This window comes from Streptomyces sp. NPDC045967, from assembly GCF_056430495.1.
In genome coordinates, this window is the sequence record NZ_JBWKLE010000024.1 from 1 (window position 1) to 19523 (window position 19523).

Here is a 19523-nt window from a genome sequence, read left to right on the forward strand (position 1 = left end):
GGTGCCGATGGCCAGGGCGAGGAGGAAGCCGGCCAGGCCGCGCGAGACGCTGGTCCAGATGACGTCGAGCAGGGTGCCCTTGAGCCACATGTCGGTCAGGCTGTCCCAGACCGCCGAGGGGGCGGGGAGTTTGGTCTCCTCGGTGATCCGCAAGGTCACCAGCGTCTGCCACAGCACGAGGACCAGGCCGACGGCCAGCAGGGGCGGCAGGGCCTTCTTGGTGAGGATCTCGCGGAGGGGGGTGCGGTGGGTCTGGACGGCGTCGAGGGCGTCGAGGCCGGCCTCCAAGCGTGCCAGGTCGTCGGGGCCGCCCGTGGCCGTGGCCTTGGGGGTGGTGTCAGTGCTGGCCATGGCGGCGGATCTCCCCACGGAGGTGTTCGGTGATCTCGAGGGACAGTTCGGCGACGTCGGCGTCTTCGATGCGGCGCGGCTGGGGGATGTCGACGGTCCATTGCCGCGCGATGCGTCCGGGGCGTGAGGAGAGCAGGACCACGCGCTGGGCGAGGCGGACGGCTTCGCGGACGTTGTGGGTGACGAAGAGGACGGAGAGGTTGGTCTCGGCCCAGATGCGGGCGAGTTCGCCGTGCAGGACGTCGCGGGTGATGGCGTCGAGTGCGGCGAACGGTTCGTCCATGAGGAGGAGTTGGCTGTCCTGGGCGAGGGCGCGGGCCAGGGCGACGCGTTGGCGCATGCCGCCGGAGAGTTCGTGGACGCGTTTGCCGTGGGCGCCGCCGAGGCGGACCAGTTCCAGGAGCCGTTCGGCTTCGGTGCGGCGGTCGGTCTTGGGTACGCCGCGCAGGCGCAGGGCGAGTTCGATGTTCTTTCCGGCGGTGAGCCAGGGGAAGAGGGCGTGTTCCTGGAACATCAGGGCGGGGCGGTCGGGGGTCTCGATGGTGCCGGTGGTGGGCCGGTCGAGTCCGGCGACGAGGTTGAGCAGGGTGGACTTGCCGCATCCCGAGGCCCCCAGGATGGTGACGAACTCTCCGGGAGCGACATCGAGGCTGATGTCGTCCAGGACGAGTTGTGATCCGGCCGGGCCGGAGAAGGACTTCGAGACGTGCTCGATGCGGGTACCGTGCGTCAGCTCCGCTACGGTGCCCTCGGCAGCCTTGGCGAGCGTGGTGGCCATGGTCGTCACCTCCTGGGGTCGCTTGGTGTGCGGGATTACTCGGCGCCGAGACCGGCGTCGGAGACCTCGGGCTTGCCCGCGGCCTTGAGGACCTTGTTCAGCAGCGTGAGGTCGAAGATCCCGGACAGGTCGGGCTGTTCGATGAGCTCGGCCTCGACCGCGTGGTCGGCCTGCGCCTTCAGCGTGGCCGCCAGCGGGTCGTCGGTGAACCCGATGCTCGGCCAGGCCGGGTCGATGATCTTCGCGTCGAGGGGCTTGCCGCTCTCGGCCGCGAGCCTGGCGTTGGCGGACGCCTTGGCCTGCTCCGGATGGGCGTTGATCCACTCGTTGGTCTTCACGGTGCCCGCCAGGACCGCCTCGACGACGTCGGGGTGCTCCTTGAGGAACTTCTGCGACACGACGATGTTGGTGATCACGAACTTCTTGTCGGGCCACAGCGAGGTCTCGTCCAGCAGGACCGAGCCGCCGTCGGAGACGAGCTTGGAGGCGGTGGGCTCGGGCACCCAGGCGCCGTCGATCGAGCCCTGCTTGAAGGCGTCGGGGGCGATCTTGTTGTCGGTGCGGACGACGGAGACGTCGCCCTTGCCGGACTCGGGGTCGACGCTCCAGCCCTTCCCGGAGATCCAGTTGAGGAACGCGACGTCCTGGGTGTTCCCCTTCTGGGGGGTAGCGATCTTCTTGCCCTTGAGGTCGTCCAGGGTCTTGATCCTGTCGGGGTTGACGACCAGCTTCACGCCGCCCGACGCCGAGCCGGAGACGATCCGCAGGTTGGCGCCCTTGGACTTCACATAGCCGTTGATCGCGGGCGAGGGACCGATGAAGCCGATGTCGAGCGAACCGCCGTTGAGCGCCTCGATCTCGGAAGGCCCCGCGTTGAAGGACTGCGGCCTGATCCTGGTGCCGCCCAGTTCCTTTTGGATCAGCCCCTCCTGCAGGCCCACCAGCGCCGTGGCGTGCGTCAGGTTCGGGAAGTACCCGATGCGGACCTCGGAGGCGGAGAGCTTCCTGCCCGCGACGGCCCCGCCCGCCGTCCCGAGGTCGTCCTCCACGGCCTGGGAGCCGTAGCCGCACGAGGCCAGCGCGCCGGCCAGCAGCGGCAGCGCGGCAGCGGCGGCGAGGCAGCGGCGCACCGCCGGCCGGGCGGCACGCGTCATACGGGTGGGGGCGGTGGCAGGCACGGGAGGACTTCCTCTCGTGACGCGGTCATCTCATGACGCACGTCTTCGTCTGTGGAGCGGGGGCGGGTACGACTCGTGGGCGGCGCGGACGCGACACGGCATGGGCTAGAAGTCCCAGCCTTCCTCGTCGGCCTGCACGGTCGTCTCGGCCGTGGAGGCGAAGGACTCGCCGGCCATGCCCGCCGCCAGGGTGGTTCCGTCGGCCGGGTCGATCAGGAGGAAGGAGCCGGTGCGGCGGGAGTCGGCGTACGCGTCGAGCGCGAGCGGCTCGGCCGTACGGACGACCACGCGGCCGATGTCGTTGGCCACCAGCTGACCGGGGTTCGGGTGCTGGGACAGGTCGTCGAGGGTCAGCCGCGAGGGGATCTCCTTGACGATCGCCTTGACCGTGCGCGTCGTGTGCTTGATCAGCACCCGGGCGCCGACGGCCAGCGGCTGGTCCGCCACGTGGCAGACCGTCGCCTCGACGTCCTGCGTGGTGGCCGGGGCGCTCGCGGACGGCGCGATCAGGTCGCCGCGCGAGATGTCGATGTCGTCCTTGAGCCGCACGGTCACCGACTGCGGGGCCCAGGCGATGTCGACGCTCTCGCCGAGCGCGTCGATGCCCTCGATGACCGACGTGCGGCCGGACGGCAGGACGGTCACGGCCTCGCCGACCCGCAGCACACCGGAGGCGATCTGGCCCGCGTAGCCGCGGTAGTCCGGGTGCTCGGCGGTCTGCGGACGGATCACGTACTGCACCGGGAAGCGCGCCGGGCAGGCGGTGAGGTCGTGGCTGACCGGGACGGTCTCCAGGTGCTCCAGCACGGTCGGACCGCCGTACCAGTCCATGTTCGCCGAGGGGTCCACCACGTTGTCCCCGGCCAGCGCCGAGATCGGGATGGCGGTGATCTCCGGGACGCCGAGGTCCGAGGCGTAGGCGGTGAACTCCTCGGCGATTTTCGCGAAGACGGACTCCTGGTAGCCCACCAGGTCCATCTTGTTGACGGCCAGGACCACGTGCGGGACGCGCAGCAGGGCCGCGACGGCGGCGTGCCGGCGGGTCTGCTCGATCACGCCGTTGCGGGCGTCGACCAGGACCACGGCCAGGTCGGCGGTGGAGGCGCCGGTGACCATGTTCCGGGTGTACTGCACGTGCCCGGGGGTGTCGGCGAGGATGAACCGCCGCCGGGTCGTCGCGAAGTAGCGGTAGGCGACGTCGATGGTGATGCCCTGCTCCCGCTCGGCCCGCAGGCCGTCGGTGAGCAGCGCGAGGTCGGGGGCGTCCTGGCCGCGCTGGGCGGAGACGGCCTCGACGGCTTCCATCTGGTCGGTCAGGACCGACTTGGAGTCGTGCAGCAGCCGGCCCACCAGGGTGGACTTGCCGTCGTCGACGGAACCGGCGGTCGCGAAGCGCAGCAGGGTGGTCGCCGCGAGGTCGGCCAGGGTGCCGGCCTGATCGGTGGTGCTGGTCATCTTAGAAGTACCCTTCGCGCTTGCGGTCTTCCATCGCGGCCTCGGACATCTTGTCGTCGGCGCGGGTCGCACCGCGCTCGGTGAGCCGGGAGACGGCGATCTCGGCGATCACGGCGTCCAGCGTGGCGGCGTCGGAGTCGACGGCGCCGGTGCAGGACATGTCGCCGACGGTGCGGTAGCGGATCAGCCGCGTCTCGGGCGTCTCGTCCTCCCTGGGACCGCCCCACTCGCCGGCCGTCAGCCACATGCCGGCCCGCTGGAACACCTCGCGCTCGTGCGCGAAGTAGATCTCCGGCAGCTCGATGCCCTCGCGGGCGATGTACTGCCAGACGTCCAGCTCGGTCCAGTTGGAGAGCGGGAAGACCCGCACGTGCTCACCCGGCGCGTGGCGGCCGTTGTAGAGCTGCCACAGCTCGGGGCGCTGGCGGCGCGGGTCCCACTGGGAGAACTCGTCGCGCAGCGAGAACACCCGCTCCTTGGCGCGGGCCTTCTCCTCGTCACGGCGACCGCCGCCGAAGACCGCGTCGAACTTGCGGCTCTGGATCGCCTCGGTCAGCGGGACGGTCTGCAGCGGGTTGCGGGTGCCGTCGGGGCGCTCGCGCAGCGTGCCCGCGTCGATGTAGTCCTGGACGGACGCCACGTGCAGGCGCAGGCCGTGCTTCTCGACCGTGCGGTCGCGGTATGCGAGGACCTCGGGGAAGTTGTGCCCGGTGTCGACGTGCAGGAGGGCGAAGGGCACCGGCGCGGGCGCGAACGCCTTCAGCGCCAGGTGCAGCATGACGATGGAGTCCTTGCCGCCGGAGAAGAGGATCACCGGCTTCTCGAACTCGCCCGCCACCTCGCGGAAGATGTGCACGGCCTCGGATTCGAGGGCGTCGAGGTGCGACAGCGCGTAGGGCGCGGCGCCCTCCTGGTTGTCGGCGGCTCCGTGCAGGTGGGCGACCGTGGTCATGCCAGACCCCTCTCGGTGAGCAGCGCGTGCAGGGCCGATGCCGACTCCTGGACGGTCTGCGTGTGCGACTCGATACGCAGGTCCGGGGTCTCCGGAGCCTCGTAGGGGTCGTCGACCCCGGTCAGACCGGAGATCTCGCCCGCCGCCTGCTTCGCGTACAGGCCCTTCACGTCACGCTCGGAGCACACCTCCACCGGGGTGGCCACGTGCACCTCCAGGTAGGCGGTGTCCGCGGCGGCGTGCCGCTTGCGGACGGCCTCGCGGCTGTCCGCGAACGGCGCGATCACCGGCACCAGCGCCTTGACGCCGTTGCTCGCGAGGAGTTCGGCGACGAAGCCGATGCGCTGCACGTTGGTGTGCCGGTCCTCGCGGCTGAAGCCGAGGCCGGCGGAGAGGAACTCGCGGATCTCGTCCCCGTCGAGCACCTCCACGCGGTGGCCCTCGGCCCGCAGCCGCTCGGCCAGCGCGTAGGCGATGGTGGTCTTGCCGGCGCTGGGCAGCCCGGTCAGCCACACCGTGGCGCCCTGGTCGCTCACGCTCATCTGCTCTGTCTCCGTAGGTTCTTCGCTGGTCGTCGTCATCAGCCGTGCAGTCCGCACTCGGTCTTGCCCCGTCCGGCCCACCGGCCGGCCCGGGCGTCCTCGCCCTCCGCCACGCGGCGGGTGCAGGGGGCGCAGCCGACGGAGGCGTAGCCGTCCGTCAGCAGCGGGTTGGTGAGCACCCCGTGTTCGGCGACGTACGCGTCCACGTCGTCCTGGGTCCAGCGCGCGATGGGCGAGACCTTGACCTTCCGCCGCTTCTCGTCCCAGCCGACCACCGGGGTGTTCGCCCGGGTCGGGGACTCGTCGCGGCGCAGGCCCGTCGCCCACGCGTCGTACGCGGTCAGGCCCTCTTCGAGGGGCTTGACCTTGCGCAGGGCGCAGCACAGGTCGGGGTCGCGGTCGTGCAGCTTCGGGCCGTACTGCGCGTCCTGCTCGGCGACCGTCTGGCGCGGGGTGAGGGTGATGACGTTGACGTCCATCACCGCCTCCACGGCGTCGCGGGTGCCGATGGTCTCCTCGAAGTGGTAGCCCGTGTCGAGGAAGACCACGTCCACGCCGGGGAAGGCGCGGGAGGCCAGGTGGGCGACGACCGCGTCCTCCATGGAGGAGGTCACGGCGAACCTCCTGCCGAAGGTCTCGGCCGCCCAGGTGAGGATCTCCAGCGCGGAGGCGTCCTCCAGCTCCCGGCCCGCCCGCTCGGCCAGGTCCCTGAGCGCGGCCGTACCGGCTTCGGCGTCCGTGGGACCGGCGTCCCGAGTCGTGGTCATATCTCTTCCCCCGCAGCCGCGTCGGACCGGACGCCCCGGGCCAGCAGCCCGAGGTACTTCAGCTGGAAGGCACGGTTGCAGGCCCTGCACTCCCAGGCGCCGTGGCCCGTCTCGTGGGGAAACAGGTCCTCGTCGCCGCAGTACGGGCAGTAGAACGGTGCGGCGCGCTCGCTCACGACAGGCTCTTCTCGTCCGCGCGGGCGACCCACGCCGCGAAGCGCTCGCCGTCCTCGCGCTGCTCCTCGTAGCTCTTGACGACCCGCTCGACGTAGTCGGGCAGACCGGCCGAGGTGACCTTCAGGCCGCGGACCTTCCGGCCGAAGCCGGCCTCCAGGCCGAGGGCGCCGCCCAGGTGGACCTGGTAGCCCTCCACCTGGTTGCCGTCGTCGTCCAGGACCAGCTGGCCCTTGAGACCGATGTCCGCCACCTGGATACGGGCGCAGGCGTTCGGGCAGCCGTTGATGTTGATCGTGATGGGCTCGGCGAAGTCCGGCAGGCGGCGCTCCAGTTCGTCGATCAGCGAGGCGCCGCGCGCCTTCGTCTCGACGATGGCCAGCTTGCAGAACTCGATGCCGGTGCAGGCCATCGTGCCGCGGCGGAACGGGGACGGCTTGACCCGCAGGTCGAGCGACTCCAGGGCCGCGACCAGCGAGTCGACCCGGTCGGCCTCGATGTCGAGGACGATCATCTTCTGCTCGGCGGTGGTGCGCAGCCGTCCGGAGCCGTGCTGCTCGGCGATGTCCGCGATCTTGGTCAGGGTGGCGCCGTCGACGCGGCCCACGCGGGGCGCGAAGCCGACGTAGAACCGGCCGTCCTTCTGCTGGTGGACGCCGACGTGGTCGCGCCACTGGCCCGACGGCTGCTCGGGCGCGGGGCCGTCGGTCAGCTTCCGCTGCAGGTACTCGTCCTCCAGGACCTGGCGGAACTTGGCCGGGCCCCAGTCGGCGACGAGGAACTTCAGGCGGGCGCGGGTGCGCAGCCGGCGGTAGCCGTAGTCGCGGAAGATCGAGATGACGCCCTCGTAGACGTCGGGGACCTCGTCGAGCGAGACCCAGGTGCCCAGCCGCACGCCCAGCTTCGGGTTGGTGGACAGGCCGCCACCGACCCAGACGTCGAAGCCGGGCCCGTGCTCGGGGTGGTTCACGCCGACGAAGGCGATGTCGTTGATCTCGTGCGCCACGTCGAGCAGCGGCGAACCGGAGACCGCGGACTTGAACTTGCGCGGCAGGTTGGAGAAGTCCTTGTTGCCCACGATGCGGCGGTAGATCTCGTCGATCGCGGGGGTGCCGTCGATGATCTCGTCCCGGGCGATGCCGGCGACGGGCGAGCCGAGGATGACGCGGGGGGTGTCACCGCAGGCCTCGGTGGTGGACAGCCCGACGGCCTCCAGGCGGCGCCAGATCTCCGGGACGTCCTCGATCCGGATCCAGTGGTACTGCACGTTCTGCCGGTCGGTGAGGTCGGCGGTGCCGCGGGCGAACTCCTCGGAGATCTCGCCGATCACGCGCAGCTGCTCGGTGCTCAGCCGGCCGCCGTCGATGCGGACGCGCAGCATGAAGTACTTGTCGTCCAGCTCCTCCGGCTCCAGGATCGCGGTCTTGCCGCCGTCGATCCCGGGCTTGCGCTGGGTGTAGAGGCCCCACCACCGCATGCGCCCGCGCAGGTCGTTGGGGTCGATCGAGTCGAAGCCGGCCTTGGAGTAGATCGTCTCAATGCGTGTCCGCACGTTGAGACCGTCGTCGTCCTTCTTGAACTGCTCGTTGCCGTTGAGGGGCGTGTGGTGTCCGACAGCCCACTGACCCTCACCGCGGTGACGGCCTGTCTTGCGGCGCGCGGCGGCGGCTGCGGGCGTTTCGGGAGTGGCGGCCATGGCGGGTACGTCCTTCTTCGGCGGCTCAGGGCAGGGGCGGGGCACAGGAGAGTGGTTGCGCGCCCCCGTCACGTCGGCGTCGCTGAGCGGGTGTGGCTGAGTGCCGCCTTTGCCGGGGTGGCCGGCGGGCAGGGCGGTATTCGGCCGTCAGGGGGCAGAGATGATCGTCACGTCCACGGCGGCGATGCCGGGTTGGTGGCGGTGTGCGGCGATTGCTGGTTCCGTCAGCAGGCCGGACAGATGGCGCTGGACATGCGGCCGAGGTCGACGTGCCGCCGACTCACCAAGGCAATTCCAGCTCCATTCATGGCGGAAGCGTGTCATGGGGCGATTGGAGGAGTCCACTACTGTCCAAAATGCGGACGATGTCGTCTCGCATCGTGGTACAGCGTGATCGCCGTCACTCCGCCGGGCCGGTCCTACGCGCCCGGCCAGGGGCCCGGAGTGGGAGTCTCCTCCTTCAGCTCCGTCTCCGTCCTGAAGAGCCGGAACCCGCGCCGCAGGTAGTTGTCCATCGCCGTCGGTCCGTCCAGGCTGCACGTGTGCAGCCACACCCGCCGCGTCGGCTCGCGGTCCGGCCAGCGGGAGGCCAGGTCCCACGCCCGGGCCACGCCCACCGACAGCAGGTGCCCCCCGATCCGCCTGCCCCGGAAGTCCGGCAGCAGCCCGAAGTAGACGATCTCCACCACACCGTCCTCCTGCGGGTCGAACTCCACGTACCCGGCCGGCGTGCCGCGGTCGTACGCCACCCACGTCTCCACCCCCGGCCGCCCCAGCTGCGCCACCCACTGCTCGCGTGTGAGGGCCAGCCGGTCCGTCCAGTGGATGTCCCCGCCGACCGAGGCGTACAGGAACCGGCTGAACTCGGGCGAGGGGACCTCCGCCCGCGAGATCGTGATCTCAGGGCCCGGTACGGCCGCCGGAACGAGAGCCTCCGGGGAGGTCATCTCCAGGGACCAGGTGGTGAGGGTGATGGTGCTCATGCAGGTCAGGGAACCATGCCGCGCCCCCGATGGCCCAGGCGGGCCCTGATCACCGCGGGCGCGGTGGAATGCGGGAGGAGCCCCGCCGGGTCCTCGGGGCGGATCAGCTCCACCTCCACGTCGTCCGCGAAGCGGTACGGGCGGTGGGTCAGCACGCCCGCCAGGTTGCGGCGGACCCGGGACATCTCCGCCCGCACCGTCACCGTGCGGGTCGGATCCCCGAACAGCTCCCCGGAGAGCTCCGCCGCCGACCGCCCGCGCGGACTGTCCGCCAGCAGGAACAGCAGCTCCGCGTGGCGCGGGCTCAGCTCCTGCGACCAGCTCCCGGCGGCCCCGTACACCGTCGCCGACCAGGCCCCCGCCCGGCTGAGGTCGAGCACGACCCGGGTCACGGCCGTGCCCGTACGGTCCTGCACCACCCGCAGCAGCCAGCCCCCCGGCAGCGGCTCCACCGCGCAGTCCCCGAGCTGGGGCACCCACACCCGCCCCGGCCCGAAGGCCCGCGGCAGCGGGACGCGGTCCACCGGGGCCATGCCCGCCACGGCCGCCGTCCAGCCGCTCGCATCGACCGCCAGCGCCCGCCCCGGCAGCCGCGCCAGCAGCGGAGCCGCCACCGCCCGCAGCCGCTCCAGCGACTCCAGGTGCCGGACGCGCAGCTCCCGCTCCGCGAGCCGGGCCACCGAGGTCACCCACGCCAGGGTCGCCGGGTGCATCGTGGCCAGCGGACCGCTGACGTCGACCACCCCCAGCAACCGCCCGTCGCGCGGGTCGCGCACGGGCGCACCCGCGCACGTCCAGTCGTGGTGGCTGGAGACGAAGTGCTCCGCCGAGAACACCTGGACCGGCCGCCGGGTCACCAGGGCGGTACCCACCCCGTTCGTGCCGACCACGGCCTCGTCCCAGTCCGCTCCCACCGCGAACCCGAGCCGGTCCGCCTTCCGCAGGATGGAGGAGTGGCCCTCCCGCCACAGCAGCCGGCCCTCCGCGTCGGCCACCACCATGATGTGCAGGACCTCGTCCAGGGCCGGCAGCAGCCCCTCGCGCAGCACGGGCAGGACCTCCCGCAGCGGCGAGACGTGCCGGCGCTCCTCGGTCTCGGCGGCCGACAGCATCCGCGAGCGGGCGTCCCGGTCCGGGTGCACCCCGCCGGCCAGCATCCGGCGCCAGGACTCGGCGATCTCCGGGCGCGGCGCGGCCGGCGGCGGGTTCCCGGCCAGCGCGGCCGCCCGTACGCCCTTCAGCAGACGCGCGGCGTCCCGTGCGTCCATGGCCGAGATGCGGGCCACATCGACCGTGCTGCCTGTGGTGTCGGCCACCGGAACCTCCCCCGTGCGAACAGGACGACTCGAACGGTGCAACGGTATGCAACTCTCGCCAAGCCCCGGTCACCCGGCCGAAACTGTCCGCACGCCGCCGAGCGGCGTGACAGCTCCTCCTCGGGGCTTCTCGGGTCAGGGGTGGTGCCGAGTCGGCGCGGCGCCACCCCTGCTCCGGTCGACGGGCCGGATCCCGGCTCGGAGCGGTTTGGGGACTACTCCCCGCCCGTGATCCGCGCCCGTTCCACGAGAGCGCCCAGGCCGAGGCTGTGCGGCAGCGTGCCGAAGGCCGCTCCCCAGTCGCCGCCGAGCCGGGAGGCGCAGAACGCGTCGGCCACCTCCGGCGGCGCCCACCGCACCAGCAGCGAGCCCTGGAGCACCAGGGCCATCCGCTCGACGACCCGGCGGGCCCGGGCCTCGATGCCCTCCAGGTCGGCGAGCTCCGTCAGCAGGTCCTTGACGGCCGCGTCCAGCCGGTGGTCGGCGCCCCGGGCCAGGCCGACCTCCTGGAGGAAGGCGTTCAGGGCCTGCGGTTCGCGCTGCAGCGCGCGCAGGACGTCCAGCGCCTGGACGTTGCCCGATCCCTCCCAGATGGAGTTCAGCGGCGATTCGCGCAGCAGCCGCGGCATGCCGGACTCCTCGACGTAGCCGTTGCCCCCCAGGCATTCCAGCGCCTCCGCCACCATCGGCGTACAGCGCTTGGTCACCCAGTACTTGGCGGCCGGCACGGCCAGGCGCAGGAAGGCCCTCTCCTGGTCGGTCCCGGCGTCGTAGGCGGCCGCGAGCCGCAGCGTCAGGGTGGTGGCGGCCTCCGACTCCAGGGCGAGGTCCGCCAGGACGTTGCGCATCAGCGGCTGGTCGATGAGCGGTGCTCCGAAAGCGGAGCGGTGCTCCGCATGGTGAACGGCCTGCGTCAGTGCCTGCCGCATCAGCGAGGCCGAACCGATCACGCAGTCCAGCCGGGTCGCCGCGACCATCTCGATGATGGTCCGCACCCCGCGGCCCTCCTCGCCCACCCGCCGCGCCCACGTCCCGTCGAACTCCACCTCGCTCGACGCGTTCGACCGGTTCCCCAGCTTGTCCTTCAGCCGCTGGATCGCGAAGGCGTTGCGCGTGCCGTCCGGCAGCACCCGCGGCACCAGGAAGCAGGTCAGCCCACCCGGAGCCTGCGCCAGCACCAGGAACCCGTCGGACATCGGCGCCGAACAGAACCACTTGTGGCCGGTCAGCACGTACTCGCCCGAGGCGTCCAGCGGCGTCGCGGCCGTCGTGTTCGCCCGGACGTCGCTGCCGCCCTGCTTCTCCGTCATCCCCATGCCGAAGAGCACACCGCCCTTGCCCGCGGCCGGCGCCAGCCCCTCCTCGTACACGTGCGAGGTCAGCCGCGGCTCCCACTCGGCCGCCAGCTCCGGATCGGCCTGCAGCGCCGGCACCGCCGCGTGCGTCATCGACACCGGGCAGCCGTGCCCGGCCTCGGCCTGGGACCACACGAAGAACCCGGCGGCACGCCGCAGGTGCCCGGCCGGCCGGCCCCAGGCGTCCGTGAGCCCGCTGGACACGGCCTTGCCCAGCAGCCGGTGCCACGCCGGGTGGAACTCCACCTCGTCGATCCGGTTCCCGTACCGGTCGTGCGTCCGCAGCACCGGGGGATTCTCGTTCGCCAGCCGGCCCCACTCCTGGGCCTGCGCGGAACCGGCCGTGCGCCCGAGCGCCGTCAGCTCCTCGCGGACCTCACCGAGGAGGTCCGGGGCCGCGTCCGCGAGATGGCGCTCCACCCCCTCGCTGAGGGCCCGGTCGCCCCCGTAGACGTCGTGGCCCACGAGCGGCGGGGCCTGGTTGCTGACTGTGTGGGTGGTGGTCGCCATGCGGATACCGTAAGGACGTGCAGCCAGCAAAAGAAACACCAGAGCGGATCCTGGTACGCCACGGACGGCTCCACCGGGCACGCGCCCTGTACCGCAACGTCTCGAAGCGGAAGATGGGCTGGCTGCTCCTGAAGGACACCGTGAACTCGTGCATCGAGTACCGGATCCTCGGCCTCGCCGCTGAGGCCGCCTTCTTCACCCTGCTCTCGCTGCCCCCGCTCTTCCTCGGCCTGCTGGGCCTCCTCGGCTACGTGGACGGCTGGACGGGCACGACCACGGTGGCCAGCATCGAGGAGAACATCCTCGGGGCGGCCGGCACGGTCCTGTCCGACCGGGGCGTCAACGACATCGCCAAACCGATGCTGGACGACGTGACGGGCCGCGGCCGCCCCGACCTGATCTCGCTCGGCTTCGCCTTCGCCCTGTGGTCGGGGTCGCGCGCCGTGAACGTCTTCATCGACACCATCACCGTGATGTACGGGCTCGACGGGCACCGCGGCATCGTCAAGACCCGGCTGCTGGCGTTCCTGCTGTACATCATCGCGCTGGTCATCGGCGCGGTCGTGCTGCCCCTGATGGTGGTGGGACCCGACGCGGTCGTCCAGCTGGTGCCCTACGGCACCAGCGTCATCGCGGTGCTGTACTGGCCGACCGTCACCCTGCTGTCCATCGTCTTCCTCACCACGCTCTACCACGTGTCCGTACCGGTGCGCTCGCCGTGGATCGAGGACGTGCCCGGAGCCCTGGTGGCCCTCGCGATGTGGGTGCTCGGCTCCTTCCTGCTGCGGATCTACCTCACCAACACCGTCGAGGGGCTGACGATCTACGGCTCGCTGGCGGCGCCGGTGGCCGTCCTGCTGTGGATCGGCATCTCGGCCTTCGCGGTCCTCGTGGGGGCCGCCGTGAACGCGGCCATCGACCGCGTCTGGCCCTCGGTGGCCACCGCGGCGGCCCGTGAGGCCAACGAGCGGGCCCGCGAAGCGGAGGCCGCCCAGCTGATCGCCCGGGCCGCGGCCTGGCGGGCGATGGCCGAGGGCGAATCGGAGGACGACGAGGACGACGCGATGCCCTCCGAGTTCCCCGAACGCTGGTCGAAGTTCCTGCCGCCGGAGGACTACACCTCCCGGCTGCGCAAGCACTGAGGCCCGGCCCGGAGGGGTGGGGGTGTACGAGGAGACGCGGTCCGCGCTCGTCGCGGGAGCCGTGCTGTGGCGGGCCGGCGGGCCCGGGCAGGTGGTGCTGCCCGACGGGTGCATGGACCTGCTGTGGGTGGAGGGCCGGCTGCTGGTTGCCGGGGCCGACACCGGTCCCCATCCGGCCGGGGAGGTCCCGGGCGGCGCCTTCGCCGGGATCAGGTTCGCGCCCGGTACCGCGCCCGCGCTGCTCGGCGTACCGGCCCATGAGCTGCGGGACCGCCGCGTCGATCTGGCCGACCTGTGGCCCCCCGCGCGGGTGCGCCGCCTCGCCGGGCAGGTGGCCGCGTACGCGGATCCGCGCGCCGGGCTCGAGGCGCTGGCCGCCCGCCGCGCGGCGGAGGCCGGGCCGCCGGACCCGCTGGTCGCCGAGGTCGTGGCCCGGCTCCGGGCGGGCCAGGCCGTCGCCCAGCTCGCCGCCGCCGCGGGCCTCGGGGAACGGCAGCTGCGCAGGCGCTCCCTCGACGCCTTCGGCTACGGCCCCCGGACGCTGGGCCGGATCCTGCGGCTGCGCCGCGCCCTCGCACTGGCCCGGGCCGGCACGCCCTACGCCGAGGTGGCGTGCGTCGCCGGATACGCCGACCAGGCCCATCTGGCCCGCGAGGTGCGCGCGTTGGCCGGCACCACGCTGAGCGCCTACGTGGCGGGCTCCGACGGCGCGAAGAGCGAGACGCCGCAGCCGTCCGGGTCGAGGACCACGGCATAGCGCTGTCCCCAGAACGCGTCCCAGGGCTTCAGATGGCCCGGGTGCCCGGCCGCGGTCAGTTCGGCGTACAGGGCGTCCACCTCGGCGGGGGAGTCGCACAGGAAGGCCAGCTCCCGGCGGCCGCCGCCGGAGGGCGGGGTCCAGGACGGGTCGAAGGAGCGGACCGTCTCCTCCGTGTCCCAGCCGATCCGCAGACCACCCGGCAGCACGGCCTCGACGTGCGGCTGGTCATCGGCAGCGGCCGGTACGTCCAGCCCCAGGCGGCGGTAGAAGGCGAGCGAGGCGGCCATGTCCGAGACGACCAGGCCGATCATGTCGAGTCGTGGAGTCATGAACGCAGGCTAGGCCGGGCCCGGCACGGCCGTCTTGAAGGAAACGGACACGCCCGCGCAGCCGGTACGCGGGGTGCGGAAAAAGAACTGGCCCCGGCGGGAAACGGCTTGTTACGGTGCGACCGTTGCCGCCGACCGGTGCGCAGCACGCCGTACGCGCACGACCCGGAGGTGAGTTCATTGACGACTGTCGTCAGGCAGGGCGCCGCCGCCCGCACTCAGAAGACCGTCGATGTCACTTCCGTGGTCTCCGGCTGACCTCACACTTCCGCGCGCACCGCCATCGGGCGCACGCGCGGCGCCGGGGCCACCCTGTGAAGGGTTCCCCTTGTCTCTCCCGCTCTCCTCTCCTTCCTCTTCTTCTTCCTCCTCCGCGCCGCTCATCGACGCCCTGACCTCCTACGGGTGGGACGACGCGTGGGCGGCCGAGTTCACCCCGTACGCCGAACAGGGCCTGGTGCCGGGCCGCGTCGTACGCGTCGACCGCGGGCAGTGCGACGTCATGACCGAGCACGGGCTCGTCCGTGCCGACACCGCCTTCGTCACCCCGCACGACCCGCTGCGGGTCATCTGCACCGGCGACTGGGCGGCCGTCGAGCCGGACGGCACTCCGCGCTACGTGAAGGCGTACCTGCCGCGGCGCACCGCCTTCGTACGCTCCACCTCCTCCCAGCGGTCCGAGGGCCAGATCCTCGCCGCCAACGTCGACCACGCGATCATCGCCGTCTCCCTCGCCGTGGAACTGGACCTCGGACGCATCGAGCGCTTCCTGGCCCTGGCGTGGGAATCGGGGGCGCAGCCGCTGGTCGTGCTCACCAAGGCCGACCTGGTCCCCGATCCGGTGGTGCTCGCCCACCTGGTCCAGGACGTGGAGACCAGCGCACCGGGGGTCCAGGTGCTGACGGTGTCCTCCGTGACCGGGGAGGGCACGGACGTCCTCACCGCCGTCGTCGGCGGAGGGACGAGCGTGCTCCTCGGCATCTCGGGCGCCGGCAAGTCCACCCTGGCCAACACCCTGCTCGGAGCCGACGTCATGACGGTCCGGGAGGCCCGCGAGGTCGACGGCAAGGGCCGCCACACGACCACGACGCGCAACCTGCTCGTCCTGCCCGGCGGCGGCGTCCTGATCGACACGCCCGGACTGCGCGGGGTCGGGCTGTGGGACGCCGGGGCCGGCGTCGGCCAGGTGTTCGCGGAGATCGAGGAGTTGGCGGAGGACTGCCGCTTCCACGACTGCGCGCACGAGGCGGAGCCGGGGTGCGCGGTGCTGGCCGCCGTGGACTGCGGGTCGCTGCCCGAACGCCGCCTGGAGAGCTACCGCAAGCTGCTGCGGGAGAACCAGCGGATCGTGGCGAAGACGGACGCGAGGCTCCGTGCGGAGATCCGCCGCGACTGGCGGCTGAAGTCCGCCGTGGGCCGGGCCAACTACGCCGCCAAGCGCTCCGGCCGCGCCTGACCCGCCGGCGGAGCCGGGCCCACTGCTCCGGCAGCCCCGCCTCCGCCGGCCCGGGACCACCCCCCGCCCACCGGGTCGCATCCGGCGGGCGGGCGGGGGAGCCGGGCCGGGCCGGTCGCCGCCGCGCCGGCGACCGGCCCGGGCAGGTCGTACTCAGCCTTGCCGGCGAGGGATGCGCCGGGTTGGGGGTGGAGCCCCGCCCCTGAGCCCCGCGCCCCACGCCGCGGTTCAGGTGGCCGCCGCCACGGCCACCCACGCGGCCACCACCGCCAGGCACGCCCACAACTCCACCAGCACGCTCGTCCCCACCGTCCGCATCACCGCCCGCGCCGACGCCCACGCCTCGCCGTGCGCCCCGAGGCGGAGCCGCTCGCACAGGTAGATGCCGCCCACGAAGCCCGGGGCCGCCCCCAGCACCGGGATGAGCACGAAGCCCAGTACCGCCCCGGCCCCCGCGTACGCCGCCATCCGGGGGGTCACCCCCGCCCCGTGCAGCCGACGTGGCGGGAGCAGCCACTTCACCACCTGGACCACCAGGAGCAGGACCGTCGCCGCGACCAGCAGGGTCCACGCCGGCCCGGACCGCTCGTGCAGCGCCCACCACGACAGACCCGCCCACACCAGCCAGGTCCCCGGCACGCCCGGCACCATCACCCCGGCCACCCCGAGGAGCAGCACCAGCCCCACCAGGAGCAGCTGCGGCAGATCCATCTGCCCAGCCTGACCGAACCGGACCTATCGGACCACCCAGCCCCGCTCACAGGCGTGCCAGCCCAGCTGGAGCCGCGTCGTGACCCCCGCCAGCTCCATCAGGCCCTTGACCCGCCGCTGCACCGTCCGCAGCCCCAGGTCCAAGTGCTTGGCCACGCTCGCGTCCGTCATCCCGGCCAGCAGCAGGCTCAGGACCTCCAGATCGGTGGTGTCCGGGCCGCCGTCCGCCTCCTCGGGCCCGCCCGACGTGCCCAGCCGCAGCGGCAGCGACTCCCGCCACACCGCCTCGAACAGGCCGGTCAGGGACTCCAGCAGCCCCGACGCGTGCACCACCAGCGCCGCCGGCTCCGCGCCGCGCGTGGTCAGCGGGACCATCGCCAGGGCCCGGTCCGCGATCACCAGCTTCGTCGGTACCGCGTCCGTCACCCTGACCTGTTCGCCGCGCCCCAGCGCCGCCGACACCTCGCGGATCCCGCCCGGCAGGGTCAGCACCTCCCGCTCGATCACCACCCGGTAGTGGACGCCGCGCACGGAGGACCGTTCCTCCGCCTCGTTCTCCGCACCCGTCACCACCTGCGGCCGGCCGGTGACGAGCGCACACACCTCCCGCTCCGCGCCCCACTGGAGTTGCAGGAAGCGGTGCGCCACCGCGCTCGCGCCCTGCACCACCTCCACCAGGTCGTGCACCGCCGGCTCGGCCGCCTCCGCCCGGTACTCCCGCGCCAGCAGCGCCGCCGCCAGCTCCGCCTGCTCCAGCTCCTGCCGCTGCCGGGTGAGCAGCGCCCCCAGGGCGACACCGGGCGGAGCCGCCACCCAGCGCCCCGGCCGCGCGGAGGACTGCGCGGCCAACCCGTGGCGCTCCAGGTGCCGCAGCGTCCGCTCGGTCTGCGGCACCGGCAGGGTCAGCCGGTGCGCGAGATCGGGCACCTCCGCCGCCCCCAGCGCCACCAGCGCGCGGTACGCCGCCTCCTGGCCCTCGTCGAGGCCTATCGCACCCAGCAATCCGAACACCCCCCTCTCCGCCGCACCCTGGCGGGAAGCGGCCACGGCGCGAACCCGCCGCCGACATCATCGCCGCACCCCCTGCCACTCTGCCAAGGTGGTGTCACCGCAGCACCGACATCCGCCGACCGCAAGCCGGGTACGGGGCGAGGGAAGCTGCCGTCACCCAGGTGGCCGTGCGGGCGTTCGACGTCCGCCAGTCCGCGCGGGTGGGGGTGGAGGGGTCCACCGGGCGGCGGCCCGGTGGACCCTTTTCGTGCGTTCGGCGTTTTCCGCCCGTGCGGGAGGCCCAGAATGAGGGCATGAGTCAGCAGGGCGCGGGCGCGGACGACTGGTGGCAGAAGCTGTACGAGGACCCGGACCCGGGGCCGTCCCCCGAGCCGGGCGACACCCTGGACCACCGCTTCCACACGGCGGCCCACCTGACGACTCCGCCACCGCCGACCCCACCGCCCCCAGCGGCCACCCGGCCCCCGACCCCGCCGGCCGCCCCGGGCTCCGTCCCCGCCCCCGCCTCGGCTCAGGTTCCCGGGCCGGCTGCGGTGCAGGGGCCGGTCTCGGGGCCGGGGCGGGCGGCGGGTCCTTCGCCGGCTCCTGGTGATCCGCCCGCGGCGGAACCGCTGCTTCCGGGGCCTCGGCGGTCGCCGCCCCCGCCCCCGCCCGGATGGCCCCCGGCCCAGCCCCGCACGGCGGTGCCGGTGCCAGACCCGGCCGTTCCGCCGCCGCCCGCAGCCGGTTCGGACCCGGCCGTTCCGCCGCCGCCCGCAGCCGGTTCGGACCCGGCCGTCCCACCGGCGCCAGGTGCCGGTTCGGGTCCGGCCGTTCCACCGGCGCCAGGTGCCGGTTCGGGTCCGGCCGTCCCGCCGCATCCGGTCGCCACCCCGCAGACGGGCGCGGTACCCGCCCCGCGCGCGGTCGCGGTGCCGCCTCCACCCGCCGCCCCTCCCGCCGCCCCGAAGCTACCGGTTCCCCCGCCCCCCGCCGGACCCCCGGCCCCCGGCGGGACCGCCCCGCGCGATCCGCGGGAGGGCGGGGTCACCTCGTACGCGCTCGGGGGCGTGGACGTGCCGCCCGCCCGGCCCGACGCGCCGCCGCCGGGGCCCCCGGTCGCCCGGCCCGCGGCGGCGGCCCGGCGGCCCGAGGTGCGGCACCTCGGGGACCGGGCGCCCACGTACGCCGCCGAACCCGGTGCGCTCCCGCCCGCCGACCCGGCCGCAGTGGACGGGCTGATCCCCGACACGGTCCTGGAGGGCGCCCGCTACGGCACGTACACCCTGCGGGCCGCCTCCCTCCGCGGGGACTCCGCCCGGTTCCGCGGCGAGGCCCGCCGCGACGTCCTGCTCACCGCTCGCTTCGGCGGCGGGGACGACGCCCTGGTCCTGGTGGTCCTCGCCGGAGGCGACCGGGCGGCGCCGGGGGCCGCCGAGGCCGCCGCCGAGCTCTGCCGGAGTGTCGCCGCGGCCGTCGGGCGCAGCCAGGAGCGGCTGGCCGAAGACATCCGGACCGGTCGCCGCGACGCCCTGCGCTCGGGTCTCCAGCGCCTCACCGACCGCGGCTACGGCCGGCTGCGGGCCCGCGCCGCCGAGCTGGGGCTCGAGGAGGGGGCGTACACGGCCGGCCTGCGCGGGCTGCTGCTCCCGGTGGACCCCGCCTGCCGCACCCGGGTGTGCTTCGGAGCCGGGGCGGGCGGGCTGTTCCGGCTGCGGGACGGCGCCTGGCAGGACCTGGAGCCCACCGCGCCCTCCGCCGCCCCGCCCGCCCGCACCGCCTCCGAGCCGCCCCCGCCCCCGGCGCCACCCGCTTCCGACGGGCACCCCGGGACCGGCACCGGCTTCCGGTTCCGCGCGTCCGTGGCCCGCCCCGGCGACACCCTGCTGCTGTGCTCCGGCGGCCTGGCGGAGCCGATGCGCGAGGAGCCGCTCCTGCCGCACGCGCTCGCCGCGCGCTGGGCCGAGCCGGAACCACCCGGCCTCGCCGCCTTCCTCGCGGACACCCAGCTCCGCCTGAAGGGTTACGCCGACGACCGCACGGCTGCCGCAGTCTGGGAGGCGTAAGCGACGCACCCG

Annotated in this window: 19 protein-coding genes and 1 pseudogene; 4 read left to right on the plus strand and 16 right to left on the minus strand. The window is 73.4% G+C overall.

Annotated elements, in window-relative coordinates:
* The 13 genes and pseudogenes from AC07FY_RS29950 to AC07FY_RS30010 all read right to left on the minus strand — a co-directional run.
* Positions 1–351: pseudogene (locus AC07FY_RS29950) on the minus strand (ABC transporter permease); the annotation flags it as partial.
* Complete coding sequence (locus tag AC07FY_RS29955; protein WP_479012543.1) at positions 338–1129, minus strand: ABC transporter ATP-binding protein; 792 nt, start codon at positions 1127–1129, stop codon at positions 338–340. The pseudogene AC07FY_RS29950 and the gene AC07FY_RS29955, both read right to left, overlap by 14 nt.
* A 35-nt stretch (positions 1130–1164) precedes the next feature.
* Positions 1165–2283: an aliphatic sulfonate ABC transporter substrate-binding protein gene (locus AC07FY_RS29960; RefSeq protein ID WP_479012715.1), complete on the minus strand. Its 1119-nt coding sequence runs from the start codon at positions 2281–2283 to the stop codon at positions 1165–1167.
* Between the two features lie 129 nt (positions 2284–2412).
* The gene (locus tag AC07FY_RS29965) at positions 2413–3762 is read right to left on the minus strand and encodes a sulfate adenylyltransferase subunit 1 (protein ID WP_479012546.1); all 1350 of its coding nucleotides are present in this window, start codon (positions 3760–3762) and stop codon (positions 2413–2415) included.
* Position 3763: 1 nt separating this feature from the next.
* A complete protein-coding gene (gene cysD, locus AC07FY_RS29970) occupies positions 3764–4714 on the minus strand; it encodes a sulfate adenylyltransferase subunit CysD (RefSeq protein WP_479012549.1) in 951 nt (316 codons plus the stop codon).
* The gene (gene cysC / locus AC07FY_RS29975; RefSeq protein ID WP_479012552.1) at positions 4711–5256 is read right to left on the minus strand and encodes an adenylyl-sulfate kinase; all 546 of its coding nucleotides are present in this window, start codon (positions 5254–5256) and stop codon (positions 4711–4713) included. The genes cysD and cysC overlap by 4 nt, the downstream gene beginning before the upstream one ends.
* 38 nt (positions 5257–5294) lie before the next feature.
* Positions 5295–6023, minus strand: coding sequence for a phosphoadenylyl-sulfate reductase (locus AC07FY_RS29980; RefSeq protein WP_479012555.1), 729 nt, complete (start codon positions 6021–6023; stop codon positions 5295–5297).
* Entirely contained in the window at positions 6020–6199 is a 180-nt protein-coding gene (locus AC07FY_RS29985; protein ID WP_479012558.1) for a hypothetical protein, read from the minus strand. The genes AC07FY_RS29980 and AC07FY_RS29985 overlap by 4 nt, the downstream gene beginning before the upstream one ends.
* Positions 6196–7893 carry a nitrite/sulfite reductase gene (locus tag AC07FY_RS29990; RefSeq protein ID WP_479012561.1) on the minus strand — a complete coding sequence of 566 codons (1698 nt, stop codon included), beginning with the start codon at positions 7891–7893 and terminating at the stop codon, positions 6196–6198. The genes AC07FY_RS29985 and AC07FY_RS29990 overlap by 4 nt, the downstream gene beginning before the upstream one ends.
* A 224-nt stretch (positions 7894–8117) precedes the next feature.
* Entirely contained in the window at positions 8118–8201 is an 84-nt protein-coding gene (locus tag AC07FY_RS29995) for a putative leader peptide (protein ID WP_310942095.1), read from the minus strand.
* Positions 8202–8312: 111 nt separating this feature from the next.
* Positions 8313–8876, minus strand: coding sequence for a GNAT family N-acetyltransferase (locus AC07FY_RS30000; protein WP_479012563.1), 564 nt, complete (start codon positions 8874–8876; stop codon positions 8313–8315).
* A 5-nt stretch (positions 8877–8881) separates the two neighbouring features.
* Entirely contained in the window at positions 8882–10144 is a 1263-nt protein-coding gene (locus AC07FY_RS30005; protein ID WP_479012719.1) for a GAF domain-containing protein, read from the minus strand.
* A gap of 263 nt (positions 10145–10407) precedes the next feature.
* The gene (locus AC07FY_RS30010) at positions 10408–12057 is read right to left on the minus strand and encodes an acyl-CoA dehydrogenase family protein (protein WP_479012566.1); all 1650 of its coding nucleotides are present in this window, start codon (positions 12055–12057) and stop codon (positions 10408–10410) included.
* Between the two features lie 17 nt (positions 12058–12074).
* Between AC07FY_RS30010 and AC07FY_RS30015 the strand changes: the two genes are divergently transcribed.
* A complete protein-coding gene (locus AC07FY_RS30015) occupies positions 12075–13199 on the plus strand; it encodes a YihY/virulence factor BrkB family protein (RefSeq protein WP_479012569.1) in 1125 nt (374 codons plus the stop codon).
* Positions 13200–13221: 22 nt separating this feature from the next.
* The gene (locus AC07FY_RS30020; protein ID WP_479012571.1) at positions 13222–13956 is read left to right on the plus strand and encodes a helix-turn-helix domain-containing protein; all 735 of its coding nucleotides are present in this window, start codon (positions 13222–13224) and stop codon (positions 13954–13956) included.
* On the opposite strand, the gene AC07FY_RS30025 is transcribed toward AC07FY_RS30020, so the two are convergent.
* Positions 13887–14288, minus strand: a complete 402-nt coding sequence (locus AC07FY_RS30025) for a VOC family protein (RefSeq protein WP_479012574.1) — start codon at positions 14286–14288, stop codon at positions 13887–13889. The genes AC07FY_RS30020 and AC07FY_RS30025 overlap by 70 nt on opposite strands.
* A 328-nt stretch (positions 14289–14616) precedes the next feature.
* Here AC07FY_RS30025 and rsgA point away from each other — a divergent pair, with 328 nt between their 5' ends.
* Positions 14617–15744, plus strand: a complete 1128-nt coding sequence (gene rsgA / locus AC07FY_RS30030; RefSeq protein ID WP_479012577.1) for a ribosome small subunit-dependent GTPase A — start codon at positions 14617–14619, stop codon at positions 15742–15744.
* 228 nt (positions 15745–15972) lie between these two features.
* Here the strand turns inward: rsgA and AC07FY_RS30035 are convergent, their stop codons facing one another.
* Together AC07FY_RS30035 and AC07FY_RS30040 are read right to left on the minus strand one after the other, a co-directional pair.
* The gene (locus AC07FY_RS30035) at positions 15973–16455 is read right to left on the minus strand and encodes a DUF456 domain-containing protein (RefSeq protein ID WP_479012579.1); all 483 of its coding nucleotides are present in this window, start codon (positions 16453–16455) and stop codon (positions 15973–15975) included.
* Positions 16456–16479: 24 nt separating this feature from the next.
* On the minus strand, positions 16480–17457 hold the full coding sequence (locus AC07FY_RS30040; RefSeq protein ID WP_479012722.1) for a helix-turn-helix domain-containing protein: 978 nt from the start codon (positions 17455–17457) through the stop codon (positions 16480–16482).
* Positions 17458–18515: 1058 nt separating this feature from the next.
* On the opposite strand from AC07FY_RS30040, the gene AC07FY_RS30045 reads away from it, so the two are divergent.
* Positions 18516–19511, plus strand: a complete 996-nt coding sequence (locus tag AC07FY_RS30045) for a protein phosphatase 2C domain-containing protein (RefSeq protein ID WP_479012582.1) — start codon at positions 18516–18518, stop codon at positions 19509–19511.
* Positions 19512–19523: the final 12 nt, after the last annotated feature.